Source organism: Acinetobacter sp. 251-1, assembly GCF_030329305.1.
Lineage (GTDB): Bacteria > Pseudomonadota > Gammaproteobacteria > Pseudomonadales > Moraxellaceae > Acinetobacter > Acinetobacter piscicola_A.
The window spans coordinates 120,485-132,855 of the sequence record NZ_JACANS010000008.1 but is presented as its reverse complement, the minus strand read 5'-3'; the positions used below and the strand labels follow the sequence as shown (position 1 = coordinate 132,855).

At 39.9% G+C, this 12,371-nt stretch carries 19 protein-coding genes; 1 reads left to right on the top strand and 18 read right to left on the bottom strand.

The features are described from left to right. Positions 1-415: 415 nt before the first annotated feature. A complete protein-coding gene (locus HX129_RS08455) occupies positions 416-598 on the bottom strand; it encodes a hypothetical protein (protein WP_174493369.1) in 183 nt (60 codons plus the stop codon). Between the two features lie 220 nt (positions 599-818). Next, positions 819-1,076: an FAD assembly factor SdhE gene (locus HX129_RS08450; RefSeq protein WP_130074359.1), complete on the bottom strand. Its 258-nt coding sequence runs from the start codon at positions 1,074-1,076 to the stop codon at positions 819-821. Between the two features lie 181 nt (positions 1,077-1,257). Between HX129_RS08450 and HX129_RS08445 the strand changes: the two genes are divergently transcribed. Beyond that, on the top strand, positions 1,258-2,430 hold the full coding sequence (locus HX129_RS08445) for an acyl-CoA dehydrogenase family protein (protein ID WP_286434830.1): 1,173 nt from the start codon (positions 1,258-1,260) through the stop codon (positions 2,428-2,430). 142 nt (positions 2,431-2,572) lie between these two features. Here HX129_RS08445 and HX129_RS08440 read toward each other — a convergent pair whose 3' ends face one another. The 16 genes from HX129_RS08440 to rpsN all read right to left on the bottom strand — a co-directional run bounded on the left by HX129_RS08440 (position 2,573) and on the right by rpsN (position 12,363). After that, positions 2,573-3,367: an alpha/beta fold hydrolase gene (locus HX129_RS08440; protein WP_286434831.1), complete on the bottom strand. Its 795-nt coding sequence runs from the start codon at positions 3,365-3,367 to the stop codon at positions 2,573-2,575. A 125-nt stretch (positions 3,368-3,492) separates the two neighbouring features. Beyond that, entirely contained in the window at positions 3,493-4,983 is a 1,491-nt protein-coding gene (locus HX129_RS08435) for a flavin-containing monooxygenase (RefSeq protein WP_174493371.1), read from the bottom strand. A gap of 206 nt (positions 4,984-5,189) precedes the next feature. Continuing rightward, entirely contained in the window at positions 5,190-5,555 is a 366-nt protein-coding gene (gene rplQ, locus HX129_RS08430; protein WP_004281488.1) for a 50S ribosomal protein L17, read from the bottom strand. An 18-nt stretch (positions 5,556-5,573) separates the two neighbouring features. Beyond that, on the bottom strand, positions 5,574-6,581 hold the full coding sequence (locus HX129_RS08425; RefSeq protein WP_130074355.1) for a DNA-directed RNA polymerase subunit alpha: 1,008 nt from the start codon (positions 6,579-6,581) through the stop codon (positions 5,574-5,576). 17 nt (positions 6,582-6,598) lie between these two features. Beyond that, positions 6,599-7,225 carry a 30S ribosomal protein S4 gene (gene rpsD, locus HX129_RS08420; RefSeq protein ID WP_130074354.1) on the bottom strand — a complete coding sequence of 209 codons (627 nt, stop codon included), beginning with the start codon at positions 7,223-7,225 and terminating at the stop codon, positions 6,599-6,601. 12 nt (positions 7,226-7,237) lie between these two features. Next, positions 7,238-7,624 (bottom strand): 30S ribosomal protein S11, encoded by a 387-nt coding sequence (rpsK, locus tag HX129_RS08415; RefSeq protein ID WP_001040166.1) that lies wholly within the window; start codon positions 7,622-7,624, stop codon positions 7,238-7,240. 19 nt (positions 7,625-7,643) lie between these two features. Further along, entirely contained in the window at positions 7,644-8,000 is a 357-nt protein-coding gene (rpsM, locus tag HX129_RS08410) for a 30S ribosomal protein S13 (RefSeq protein WP_130074353.1), read from the bottom strand. Positions 8,001-8,107: 107 nt separating this feature from the next. Continuing rightward, positions 8,108-8,224, bottom strand: coding sequence for a 50S ribosomal protein L36 (rpmJ, locus tag HX129_RS08405; protein ID WP_000867907.1), 117 nt, complete (start codon positions 8,222-8,224; stop codon positions 8,108-8,110). A gap of 20 nt (positions 8,225-8,244) precedes the next feature. After that, positions 8,245-9,564: a preprotein translocase subunit SecY gene (secY, locus tag HX129_RS08400; protein WP_171405093.1), complete on the bottom strand. Its 1,320-nt coding sequence runs from the start codon at positions 9,562-9,564 to the stop codon at positions 8,245-8,247. A 45-nt stretch (positions 9,565-9,609) separates the two neighbouring features. Continuing rightward, entirely contained in the window at positions 9,610-10,050 is a 441-nt protein-coding gene (gene rplO / locus HX129_RS08395; protein WP_004869511.1) for a 50S ribosomal protein L15, read from the bottom strand. Positions 10,051-10,053: 3 nt separating this feature from the next. Beyond that, positions 10,054-10,230: a 50S ribosomal protein L30 gene (rpmD, locus tag HX129_RS08390; protein ID WP_130074352.1), complete on the bottom strand. Its 177-nt coding sequence runs from the start codon at positions 10,228-10,230 to the stop codon at positions 10,054-10,056. 6 nt (positions 10,231-10,236) lie between these two features. Further along, entirely contained in the window at positions 10,237-10,734 is a 498-nt protein-coding gene (gene rpsE / locus HX129_RS08385) for a 30S ribosomal protein S5 (protein WP_065994106.1), read from the bottom strand. A gap of 2 nt (positions 10,735-10,736) precedes the next feature. Beyond that, complete coding sequence (rplR, locus tag HX129_RS08380) at positions 10,737-11,087, bottom strand: 50S ribosomal protein L18 (RefSeq protein ID WP_004725713.1); 351 nt, start codon at positions 11,085-11,087, stop codon at positions 10,737-10,739. Between the two features lie 14 nt (positions 11,088-11,101). Further along, a complete protein-coding gene (rplF, locus tag HX129_RS08375) occupies positions 11,102-11,635 on the bottom strand; it encodes a 50S ribosomal protein L6 (RefSeq protein ID WP_174493372.1) in 534 nt (177 codons plus the stop codon). A 13-nt stretch (positions 11,636-11,648) separates the two neighbouring features. Continuing rightward, positions 11,649-12,044 carry a 30S ribosomal protein S8 gene (gene rpsH, locus HX129_RS08370; protein WP_107007583.1) on the bottom strand — a complete coding sequence of 132 codons (396 nt, stop codon included), beginning with the start codon at positions 12,042-12,044 and terminating at the stop codon, positions 11,649-11,651. A 13-nt stretch (positions 12,045-12,057) separates the two neighbouring features. Next, the gene (gene rpsN, locus HX129_RS08365) at positions 12,058-12,363 is read right to left on the bottom strand and encodes a 30S ribosomal protein S14 (protein ID WP_130074350.1); all 306 of its coding nucleotides are present in this window, start codon (positions 12,361-12,363) and stop codon (positions 12,058-12,060) included. Positions 12,364-12,371: the final 8 nt, after the last annotated feature.

Here is a 12,371-nt window from a genome sequence, read left to right as displayed (position 1 = left end):
CAATAAGAACTAGCAAATTTTAGGCAAAAAAAAGTAGCATTGCGACGGTTCAGCACATGCTACTTATTAAACAATAAACCCTCAAGAGAGTTTGTTACTTTTGAGCTTTCTTTTCTCAATCTGTTCCCTCAGCACAGTTCCTAGTCTTCCTACCACAATCGCAAGAATAATTGCGACCACTAGAAACAACCATTGTTGAACTTCAGTCATCTCGAAATTCCTCATTTGCTGTTGGTAGGTTTAATGTACAGGTAAAGTTTAAAATTCATAAATAGAATTGTCTAACAATCCATTTTTTTGCTTAGTTTGTGTGATTTTAGTCTAACAATCGATTTTTTTGTACTTAATACACATTATAAGATATTATTTTTAAATAATTTTATAAAATTCAACCCAATTAAAAAATGTCCAACAATTAACCTAAGTTTGCATGTGCTTTTAACATTTTCCAGCTTTTTAAGTCACATTGATCATGCCAAATAATAATATTTGATGACTTATTGAGCGCATTAATATCCTCAAAATAGATCACAATATAAAAAAGATGATCCACCATTTTTTTGATTTTCACCTGTTGAATGACTGTGTCTTGCGTCATTTTGACCGACCAAAGATCTACATCCAACTGTTCAAATTGCTCGATTATTGCCTGCCTATGCCAAAAATACGCTGAAATAAGCAACAGAAAGACCGCAACCAACCAAATACCAAGACTCAAAATTTGAAATAAAATTATGCTAATCACAAGACCGAAAAAAAACTGAAACCCATATTTAAATCGACTAGGTTTCAGTTGAAAACACAGATAAAAATTAGAATTAACCGTGGACATATTTTTTTAATTTAATAATAAGTTGTCTTAATTCAGGTTTTGGTGGCTCAGAAACCTCCATAAACCAATCTAGCAAATCAGGGTCTTCCTGATCCACTAACTCTTTAAACAAGCCTTTCTCTGTCGCATCTGCTTGTAAATAATATTGCTTCACATAAGGATCAAAATAAACATCTATTTCTTTTAAACCACGACGTGCACGATAAATGACTTTACGCTCTTCCAAAGTTAATTCTTCAAACATTGATTTTCCCCGAAGATGATAGTGAGCAGTATTTTACCTGATTCCATCATAAATACTTGAGTATATATGTCGATTGGCGAAATATATCAATATTTAATATCAAATGAGCATTCACCTCATTGAGACTAGCTGAATGTTCACTTAATTTATAAATATTAAACAATAATTTGGAATAAAAAACATGCAATCAGGCGCAATTCGTCCATTGGCAAATATGCTACCTCGCAATTTATTTAATGCTGAACATGAAGCATTTCGTGAAACAGTCCGTAAGTTTTATGAGAAAGAAGTCGTACCCAATATCGCCAAATACGAAGAACAACAACATGTTGACCGTGATTTATGGAATAAAGCAGGCGAAATGGGCTTATTGTGTGCAACCATGCCAGAAGAATATGGTGGTTATGGTGTAGACCGTTTATACAGTATGATTTTGATTGAAGAACAAGCCTATGCAATGGATTCTTCAACAGGTTTTTCATTACATTCTGACATTGTTGCAAACTATATCAACAACTTTGGTAATGAAGAACAAAAGAAACATTGGTTACCCAAAATGGCATCAGGTGAAGCAGTAACTGCCATTGCAATGACCGAACCTGGCACAGGTTCTGATTTACAAGGTGTACGTACAACAGCCGTTTTAGATGGCGATGAATATGTCATTAATGGTTCGAAAATCTTCATTACCAATGGTTATTTATGCGACATGGCAATTGTCGTGTGCAAAACAGGCAATACAGACAAAGGTTCTGCTAACTTATCTTTGATCATTGTTGAAGCTGACCGCGCAGGATTTAGCAAAGGTAAACCACTCAACAAAATAGGGATGAAAGGTCAAGATACCTGTGAGTTATTCTTTGAAGATGTCCGTGTCCCAAAAGAAAATTTACTGGGTATGGAAGGCATGGGGTTTATCATGCTTATGAAAGAATTGGCTTGGGAGCGTATGCTCGTTGCGATTATCTGCCAAGCAGGTGCTGAAGCTGCATTTGCACATACCGTGCAATATACGAAAGATCGTAAAGCATTTGGCAAACCCATCGGTGCGTTCCAAAACACACGTTTTAAACTTGCTGAAATGCGGGCTGAAATTGACTTCTGTCGTGCTTATTTAGATCGTTGTATGGAACTACAACTTGAAGGCTCACTTGGTGTAGATGCAGCCGCAGCCGCTAAATATAAAATTTCTGAATTATTCTCAAATGTTGTCGATGAGTGCCTACAACTCCATGGTGGATATGGCTATATGCTCGAATATCCAATTGCTCGTGCTTATATCGATAACCGTGCAAACCGTATTTATGCAGGGACCAATGAAATTATGAAGGAATTGATTTCTCGTTCACTTTAAATACGGTCAATGCTGTCTTCATATAGAACTTAAAGCATCTTCCTATTAGAAGGGAGATGCATTCTCATTAAAATTTATTTTTATAAAAAAAGTGATCAGTTTACTTAATATTCACATTTAAACATTTATTCAATCGCAATATTTAAGTAATTCTTTTTAAAAATCTTTCAACCACTTCTAAAACTTCATGCTGTTTTTCTTGATGAGGAAAATGTCCACAAGCCTCAATAATCGCCAATACATTTTCACCCTGCCCTCGCTCAACGAAACGTCTCGGTTGCGCTAAAGTTGCATATTCATCATGTTCGCCATGAATCGCCAAAAGGGGACATTGAATTAAAGTCAAATACTCATCCAAATTCCATGTTACAAAATCAGGTGAAAGCCATGTTTCTGTCCATGCATCTAATACCCATTGTGTTTTGTCTGCATGGTATTTAGCTAAACGATTAAATAATTTTTCATTTTTAAAATTTTCTTTAGCTTGCCTAATCCCTGCTAAAGTCACGTCTTCTACTTGAGATTGCGCAGACACTGTGATTAAAGCTTGGCATTGCCTTGGGTAAAGTGCCGCACAAACACTAGCCATACCACCACCTACACTATGCCCCATTGCAATAAAAGTATTGATTTGAAAATGATCTAACAGAATAGGCAATATTGATTTGGCTTCTTGTGCAACAAAATCAATAGCTAAGGGATGATCTAATGCAGAGGAACAACCAAATCCTAAACGATCATAAGCAATGACACTACGCCCTGTCACCATTGCCAATTTTTCAGGAAAATCACGCCACAATTCCACACTTCCCAGTGATTCATGAAATAAAATAATCGGTGATTTTTGCTCAAAAGTGCAATCCTTATGCCAATGCTGTGCAAATAATTCAGCCTTTTCAATTTTAATTCTATGCACTGAATGTATAAGCTGCATCATGTATTCATCCTAAATTTATAATGAAAGCTGAATATTTTTAGCATATTTTATCGTAATAAAAATGAACCCTTTGGTCTTGAAAATAAAAAAGGAGCTTGCGCTCCTTTTCTGATTCCCTATTTTAATTAAGAAACCAATTTAGGCTTTTTTGCCGCTTGTGCTTCACGCTTACGAAATTTCAACACACCATCATCAAACTTAGCATGTTTCAATTCTTTACGGTCTGCAAGATAGTTGTTCGTCACTTTCCAAGGTGCATGTTTACCTTGTTTAGGCATCACATCAGCAGCACGTGCAATATAACCCGATGATAAGCTTCCCATAACGGTGTCTTCCATCAATTCAGTTGCATCACCTTGTGGAACCACCTCATCATAGCCTTTCTTATCCATATAATTGAGGAGACGAGTAATATAATCCGCTGCAATATCAACTTTAAGTGTCCACGATGCATTAATATAACCAATAATCATCGCCATATTTGGGACATCACTCACCATCACACCTTGATACAACATATGTTGTGAGGTATTTAGCGGTTTACCATCTAATGTTGCTTTAATACCACCTAAAATCTGAATTTCCAAACCTGTTGCAGAGACGATAATATCTGCATCCAAATGCTGACCTGATTTAAGTTGAATGCCTGTTTCAGTAATTTTTTCAATATGATCCGTTTCAACACTCGCTTTACCAGAACGTAAAATCTTAAATAAATCACCATCAGGCACGACGCATAAACGTTGATCCCATGGATTATAGCTTGGCGTAAAGTGTTTCATATCCACTTTACCTTTTAGCTGCATTTCAATTGATTTTAATAGCAATTTACGCAGTACTTTAGGCTGCTTTTGTGCAAGTGCATAAATACCACGTTGCATACCAATATTACGTGCTCGCGTCAATTTATAGGCTAAATCTTCAGGCAATACTTTGCGCATTTTGTCATACACAAAATCCACCGATGGAATTGATGCAATATAGGTAGGTGAACGTTGTAACATGGTCACATGACCTGCACCCCCTTTTGCCATTGCTGGAACCAAGGTAATTGCTGTTGCACCACTACCAATAATCACAACTTTTTTACCTGCATAATCTAAATTTTCAGGCCAAAATTGTGGATTAACAAACTCACCTTTAAAGTTTTCTTTACCAGGATAATCAGGCTGATAACCTTGGTCATAGTTATAATAACCGGTACAACCTACCACAAAGTTTGCTATCCAAGTCTGTAATTGACCATTCGGATCTTCAATTTCCACAGACCATTTTTTTGTTACCGAATCATAATTCGCAGTGCGTACCCGATGATTAAAATGAATTTTATCCTTAAGTTTAAATTCATCAACAACTTCAGAAACATAACCTTTAATTGAAGCACCATCTGCAAGTACATTTGCTTTTTGCCAAGGCTTAAAATTAAAACCAAAAGTCGACATATCCGAATCTGAACGAATACCAGGATATTTAAATAAATCCCAAGTACCACCAAAACTATCTCGGCGCTCAATTATTTCAAACGAACGTTGTGGCGAATTTTTAGATAAATGTGCAGCTACTCCAATACCAGAGATCCCTGCGCCTACAATGAGAATATCAACTTGCTTTTCCATTTTCTTTTTATAACCTTTTTAAGAGTACATTTTTATTAAAACATAAATTTGACAATACACAATGTCAAGTTTGACTTTTTCTGACAAAATGCATGTCACTTGAGGACATTTTTAATATTTTGTCTAACAATTATTATTCCGAAGCATAAAAAAGGTCGGTATAAAAACCGACCTTTTCAAGAACAACCGAAGTTCTTAGAGAAGTATTAGTTTACTTCACGATCTACAAGTTCTACATAAGCCATTGGTGCAGCATCACCTGCACGGAAACCAGCTTTAAGAACTCGCAGATAACCACCGTTACGTTCTTTATAACGAGGGCCTAGAACGGTAAATAATTTACCAACAGTTGCTGCTGAACGAGTACGAGCAAACGCTAAACGACGGTTTGCAACAGTATCGTTTTTAGCTAAAGTGATTAAAGGCTCAGCTACACGACGTAACTCTTTTGCTTTAGGAACAGTAGTTTTGATTAACTCATGTTCAAACAAAGAATTCGCCATGTTTTGGAACATCGCTTTACGATGACTGCTTGTACGGCCTAATTTCACACCACTATTACGATGACGCATGGTGATAGTCCTACTTAATTAACGGCTACGATAGGCAAAACGATCGTCCATACGCAAACTAGCTGGTGGCCAGTTTTCTAAACGCATGCCGAGTTGTAAGCCTTTTGAAGCCAGAACATCTTTGATTTCAGTCAACGATTTTTTACCTAAGTTAGGAGTTTTTAATAACTCAACTTCAGTACGTTGTACTAAATCACCAATGTAGTAAATATTTTCTGCTTTCAAACAGTTAGCAGAACGAACAGTAAGCTCTAGATCATCTACTGGACGAAGCAAGATTGGGTCAACTTCTTCACGAGGTTCTTGAGCCACTGGCGCTTGATCTTTCTGAAGATCAACAAAAATTGCAATTTGTTGTTGCAAGATTGTTGCCGCTTTGCGGATCGCTTCTTCTGGATCTACAGTACCATTGGTTTCAAGATCAATGACCAATTTATCAAGGTCAGTACGTTGTTCTACACGCGCATTTTCTACGGTATAAGAAACACGTTTGATTGGGCTATAAGAAGCATCTAACTGTAAACGACCCACTGGGCGAGTTTCGCCTTCAGGGAAGCGTGAGTCAGATGTTTCATAACCACGACCTTGAGCAACTTTCAAGCGCATTTTTAATGAGCCTGTAGCACTTAAAGTGCCGATCACATGTTCAGGGTTAACCACTTCAACATTATGTGGCAAACGAAGATCAGCAGCAGTTACATCGCCAGGACCTTGTTTTTCTAATGTTAAATATGCTTCGTTTTGATCGAACAGCTTAATAGACAATCCTTTTAGGTTCAGCAAGAGCTCGACGATGTCCTGCTGCAAGCCTTCTAAAGTACTGTACTCGTGCTCGACACCTTCTATTTCCACTTCAACCACAGCAGCGCCAGGCAAAGAAGATAATAGAATGCGACGTAAAGCATTCCCCAGAGTATGACCAAAGCCACGCTCTAAAGGTTCTAGAATCACTTTCGCCGAGGTCCCGCTTGCCGCTTCGACCTTGATCGCTTGCGGAGTAAGAAACTCGTTTGCAGTACGCGTCATTATTGCTACCTCAAGGATTATTTAGAATACAATTCTACAATCAAGCTTTCGTTGATTTCAGCAGGTAAATCAGAACGATCTGGTGCAGCTTTAAATGTACCTTCAAGTTTCGAATGATCTACTTCGATCCAAGGAGAAGTACCACGTTGAGCAGCTAATTCAATTGCGTTTTTAATACGTAATTGTTGTTTAGCACCTTCGTGAACTGCGATCACGTCACCCGCTTTAACTTGGATAGACGCGATATTAACGCGACGACCATTTAAAGTGATTGAACGGTGAGATACAAGCTGACGAGCTTCTGCACGTGTAGAACCAAAGCCCATACGATAAACAACGTTATCTAAACGGCTTTCAAGCAATTTCAACAAGTTTTCACCTGTTGCGCCTTTAACACGAGCAGCTTCTTTATAGTAATTACTAAATTGACGCTCTAACACACCGTACATACGACGTACTTTTTGTTTTTCACGTAATTGTAGTGAATACTCAGATTGTTTACCACCACGAGCCCCGCCATGTTGACCAGGCGCTTTAGCAGCTTTTTTAGTTTTGACGTCAAAAGGTTTAACGCCAGATTTTAATTGCAGGTCTGTCCCTTCGCGGCGAGAGAGTTTGCATTTTGGACCAATATAACGAGCCATGAATGTTTCTCCTTACACGCGACGTTTTTTAGGTGGACGGCAACCGTTGTGCGGAATTGGAGTCACATCGGTAATGCTGTTAATTTTATAACCCACTGCACCTAATGCACGAACCGCAGATTCACGACCAGGACCAGGACCTTTTACAAGGACGTCCAAGTTTTTCAAACCGTAATCTAAAGCAGCTTTACCAGCAACTTCAGCAGCTACCTGAGCAGCAAACGGAGTTGATTTACGTGATCCACGGAAGCCTTGTCCACCTGAAGTGGCCCAAGCCAATGCATTACCTTGACGATCAGTAATCGTAACAATGGTGTTATTAAAAGAAGCGTGAATGTGTGCAACACCTTCAGAGACGGTACGGGTGACCTTCTTGCGTGTGCGAGTATCTTTAGCCATCTTTTAGCTTCCAGAAATCTTATTTCTTAATAGGTTTGCGCGGACCTTTACGGGTACGTGCGTTAGTTTTGGTGCGTTGTCCGCGAACAGGCAAGCTGCGACGATGACGAAGACCGCGGTAGCAGCCTAAATCCATTAAACGTTTAATGTTCATGGAAATTTCGCGACGTAAGTCACCTTCGGTTGGAACCTTAGCAACTTCAGCACGAATCGCATCAAGCTGAGCATCATCTAATTCACGAATCTTAGTAGTTGTAGCAACACCCGCAGCAGCTAAGATAACTTTAGCAGTATGGCGACCAATACCAAAAATATACGTGAGAGAGATAACAGCATGCTTGTTATCCGGAATGTTTACACCGGCAATACGAGCCATTCAAATTTCTCCAAAAAGGCAGTAGAGATAATCAACCGCCCCACAAAAATCTTGAGGGGCGGATAATAACCTAATTAGCCTACTGAAATCAACAGGTCTTAATTAAATTAACCTTGACGCTGCTTATGACGAGGTTCAGCGCTACAAATTACGCGAATAACCCCATTACGACGGATAACTTTACAGCTACCACAAATTTTCTTTACAGAAGCTTGTACTTTCATGATGAAACCTCTAAGTGCGCTTATCCTTTAGGATGAGCAGTCGTTTTTCTCATTAACGTTTGATTGTCATATTGGCGTGAAGTGAGATGTGCTTGTAGCTGAGCCATAAAGTCCATCACAACAACAACAACGATCAACAATGATGTACCACCAAGGTGGAACGGAATACCAAAAGAACTTTGCAGAATCATTGGCATCAAACAAATCACAGTAATATAAATCGCACCAATAAACGTCAAACGATTAAGAATATGATCTAAGTAACGAGCAGTTTGCTCACCTGGGCGAATACCAGGTACATAAGCTCCGCTGCGTTTCAAGTTCTCTGATACTTCTTTAGGGCTAAATACAAGTGCCGTATAAAAATAACAGAAAAAGATAATTAACGCACCAAAGAGCACCAAATACAAAGGTTGTCCAGGCGACAATACGAGTGCCAAATCTTGAAGGCTACGTTTTACAATTCCTGCATTTGGATCAGCACTACCCAACCATTGACCTAAACTTGCAGGGAACAACAATAACGAACTTGCGAAAATTGCTGGAATCACCCCTGCCATGTTAATTTTCAATGGCAAATGTGTTTGCTGTGCAGTGAATACACGACGACCTTGCTGCTTTTGAGCATAGTTAACAGGTATGCGGCGTTGCGCTTTTTCAATAAACACAATCGCTGCAAGTACAGCAACCGAGAGCAATCCAAAAATAGCCAAACCAATTAAACTTGACTGACCATTATCTACCGAAGTAAATGCTTGAATTACTAGGTTTGGTAAGCCAGCAACAATACCTGCGAAGATAATCATCGAGATACCATTACCAATACCGCGCTCTGTAATTTGCTCACCCAACCACATTAAGAACATGGTACCCGCAACTAACGATGTTAGTGCTGGAATGTAAAATGCCAGTCCAGAAGTCAAAGTAATACCTTGACTAATTAGACCTGCACACATCCCGATACCCTGAACAAATGCGAGTAAAAGTGTGCCATATCGTGTGTATTGATTAATCTTACGCTTGCCCTGCTCGCCTTCTTTCTTTAATGCTTCCAGCGAAGGAACAACCGTTGACATTAACTGCACGATAATCGATGCAGAAATGTATGGCATGATCCCTAACGCAAGAATTGACATTCGCTCTAATGCCCCGCCTGAGAACATATTAAACAAGCCTAAGAAGGTACCCTCATTAGCCTTGAAAAAACGTTCTAAAGCGACATTATCGATACCTGGTAGCGGAATATGCGCTCCTAGTCGAAAGACCACCAATGCACCAATTAAGAACATTAATCGGCGTATAACTTCACGATATTTCACATGAAACGGTTGACCTTTCATCATATTCACATGACCTGAAGAACTAGGAGACATACTCACTCGCGATTACTCCTCGACTTTACCGCCAGCAGCTTCTACAGCAGCTTTAGCGCCTTTAGTCAAAGCAACACCTTGTACAGTGAACGCACGAGTAATTTCACCAGAAAGAACGATACGAGCACGTAACATATCTTTACGTACAACATTCGCAGCTTTCAAAGTTTCAAGTGAAACAATATCACCTTCAACTTTAGCAAGTTCTGACAAACGTACTTCAGCAGTTTTCAAAGCCAATTGGCTAGTGAAACCGAATTTAGGTAAACGACGATATAACGCAGTTTGACCACCTTCAAAGCCTGGACGAACGCCACCACTTTTACGTGATTTTTGACCTTTGACACCACGGCCACCGGTTTTACCAACGCCAGAACCGATACCACGGCCTAAACGACGGTTTTCACGTTTTGCACCTTCAGCAGGTGCAAGCTCATTTAAACGCAGAGTCATGGCTTATTCCTCTACACTAACCATATAGTAGACTTTGTTGATCATACCACGGTTAGAAGGAGTATCTACTACTTCTACAGTATGACCAATACGACGCAGACCTAAACCTTGTAGGCAAAGTTTGTGATTTTTCAAACGATGCGAAGCAGATTTAGTCTGGGTAACTTTAATCGTTTTCATGATTGATTACCCTAAAATTTGTTCTACTGAAAGACCACGTTTTGCAGCAACTTTCTCTGGAGAAGTCATATCACGCAAACCATTAAAAGTCGCGTTTACAACGTTTGCAGCGTTTGTAGAACCATAACATTTAGTCAATACGTTACGTACACCAGCAGCTTCAAGTACCGCACGCATAGAACCACCAGCGATTACGCCAGTACCTTCTGATGCAGGTTGCATGAATACACGGCTAGCGCCATGACGCGCATTGATTGGGTGTTGTAAAGTACCGTCAACAAGATCAACAGTGATCATGTTACGACGTGCAGCTTCAAGTGCTTTAGAAATAGCAGCTGGAACTTCACGTGCTTTACCACGACCAAAACCTACACGACCATTACCATCACCAACCACAGTCAATGCTGTGAAAGAGAAGATACGACCGCCCTTAACAACTTTGGCTACACGATCAACGGCAACCAGCTTTTCAACAAGACCTTCGTTTTGTTCAACTTTAGCCATGATTAGAACTCCAAGCCGTTTTCACGAGCAGCATCAGCCAAGGCTTTGATACGACCATGATATTTAAAACCAGAACGGTCAAACGCTACTTTAGTAACACCAGCAGCTTTCGCACGTTCTGCGATTAAAGCACCTACTTTAGTAGCTGAATCTACATTACCTGTAGTACCGCTACGTAAAGATGCATCCAAAGTAGAAGCTTGCGCTAATACTTTGCCACCATCTGCTGAAATAACTTGCGCATAGATGTGACGCGGCGTGCGGTTTACACACAAACGAGTCGCACCCAATGCACGAATGTGCAAGCGTGTGCTTTTTGCACGACGCAAACGGGATTGTTTCTTTTCGTTCATAAGAACCTCGCGCCTTATTTCTTCTTAGCTTCTTTACGAAGAACAACTTCGTCAGAATAACGAACACCTTTACCTTTATAAGGCTCTGGTGGACGGTAACCACGGATATCTGCAGCCACTTGACCTAAAGCTGCTTTATCAGCAGATTTAAGAATAATTTCAGTTGCAGTTGGAGTTTCAGCAGTTACACCTTCTGGAAGGTTGTAGTCGATTGGGTGTGAAAAACCAAGGTTAAGGTTAACAACGTTACCTTTAACCGCAGCTTTATAACCAACACCAATGAGTTGTAACTTGCGTTCGAAACCTTCGCTAACACCTTTTACAAGGTTGTTAAGAACAGCGCGAGCAGTACCAGCTTGCATCCAAGCGTCTTTCGACTCAGCTTTAGGAGCAATGTGAAGTTGACCTTCTTCCTGTTTTAGCTCGACCAGCGCATGCAGGTTGAAAGACAACGTACCTTTGCTGCCTTTCACTTCGACCTGCCGGCCGTTCTGAGTAACTGTTACACCATTAGGTACAGTTACTGGGGCTTTAGCCACACGAGACATGAGGAATCACCTATTAAGAAACAAAAGCAATAACTTCACCACCAACGCCCGCAGCACGTGCAGCGCGATCAGTCATGATGCCTTTGCTTGTAGAAACAATTGCAATACCTAAACCTTGCTTAACGCTAGGAAGTGCATCTTTACCGCGATATTGGCGTAGACCTGGACGGCTTACACGTTTCACAGTATCAATAACTGGTTTGCCTTCGAAATATTTTAAAGTAATAGTCAAAGTAGCTTTGCCTTCATTATCAGCAACTTCTACGTTTGAAATATAACCTTCTTGTTGAAGTACGTTCGCAATCGCAACTTTCAACTTAGAGTTTGGCATAGAAACAGTTTGTTTCTTTGCCATTTGTGCGTTACGAACACGTGTTAACATGTCGGCAACGGTATCTTGCATACTCATTTATAGTCGCTCCTTACCAGCTTGCCTTAACAACGCCCGGTACATCACCTTGCATTACTGTGTCACGTAATTTGTTACGGCTTAAGCCGAACTTACGGAAGTAACCATGAGGACGACCAGTTAAACCACAACGGTTACGAAGACGCACTGGAGATGCATTACGTGGTAATGCTTGTAACTTCATCATCGCTTCGAAACGCTCTTCATCAGTTGCATTTACATTTGCAATCGTTGCTTTTAATTCAGCACGTTTTGCAGCAAATTTTGCAACTGTTTTTTCGCGTTTCAATTCGCGATTAATCATACCTTTCTTAGCCATATCGACCT

Bases quoted from the DNA above. Each gene is read 5' to 3' on its own strand.
- rplO (WP_004869511.1), bottom strand. From the start codon at position 10,050: ATGACTCTGCGTTTAAATGAGCTTGCACCTGCTGAAGGTGCAAAACGT.
- HX129_RS08450 (WP_130074359.1), bottom strand. From the start codon at position 1,076: ATGTTTGAAGAATTAACTTTGGAAGAGCGTAAAGTCATTTATCGTGCA.
- rpsH (WP_107007583.1), bottom strand. From the start codon at position 12,044: ATGAGTATGCAAGATACCGTTGCCGACATGTTAACACGTGTTCGTAAC.
- rplF (WP_174493372.1), bottom strand. From the start codon at position 11,635: ATGTCTCGTGTGGCTAAAGCCCCAGTAACTGTACCTAATGGTGTAACA.
- rpmJ (WP_000867907.1), bottom strand. From the start codon at position 8,224: ATGAAAGTACAAGCTTCTGTAAAGAAAATTTGTGGTAGCTGTAAAGTT.
- HX129_RS08440 (WP_286434831.1), bottom strand. From the start codon at position 3,367: ATGATGCAGCTTATACATTCAGTGCATAGAATTAAAATTGAAAAGGCT.
- HX129_RS08435 (WP_174493371.1), bottom strand. From the start codon at position 4,983: ATGGAAAAGCAAGTTGATATTCTCATTGTAGGCGCAGGGATCTCTGGT.
- secY (WP_171405093.1), bottom strand. From the start codon at position 9,564: ATGAAAGGTCAACCGTTTCATGTGAAATATCGTGAAGTTATACGCCGA.
- rpsK (WP_001040166.1), bottom strand. From the start codon at position 7,624: ATGGCTAAAGATACTCGCACACGCAAGAAGGTCACCCGTACCGTCTCT.
- HX129_RS08455 (WP_174493369.1), bottom strand. From the start codon at position 598: ATGACGCAAGACACAGTCATTCAACAGGTGAAAATCAAAAAAATGGTG.
- rpsD (WP_130074354.1), bottom strand. From the start codon at position 7,225: ATGGCTCGTTATATTGGTCCAAAATGCAAACTCTCTCGCCGCGAAGGG.
- rpsE (WP_065994106.1), bottom strand. From the start codon at position 10,734: ATGGCTAAAGTTGAACAAAACGAAGGTCTTGTTGAAAAGCTGGTTGCC.
- rplR (WP_004725713.1), bottom strand. From the start codon at position 11,087: ATGAACGAAAAGAAACAATCCCGTTTGCGTCGTGCAAAAAGCACACGC.
- rplQ (WP_004281488.1), bottom strand. From the start codon at position 5,555: ATGCGTCATCGTAATAGTGGTGTGAAATTAGGCCGTACAAGCAGTCAT.
- HX129_RS08445 (WP_286434830.1), top strand. From the start codon at position 1,258: ATGCAATCAGGCGCAATTCGTCCATTGGCAAATATGCTACCTCGCAAT.
- HX129_RS08425 (WP_130074355.1), bottom strand. From the start codon at position 6,581: ATGACGCGTACTGCAAACGAGTTTCTTACTCCGCAAGCGATCAAGGTC.
- rpsM (WP_130074353.1), bottom strand. From the start codon at position 8,000: ATGGCTCGTATTGCCGGTGTAAACATTCCGGATAACAAGCATGCTGTT.
- rpsN (WP_130074350.1), bottom strand. From the start codon at position 12,363: ATGGCTAAGAAAGGTATGATTAATCGCGAATTGAAACGCGAAAAAACA.
- rpmD (WP_130074352.1), bottom strand. From the start codon at position 10,230: ATGAAAACGATTAAAGTTACCCAGACTAAATCTGCTTCGCATCGTTTG.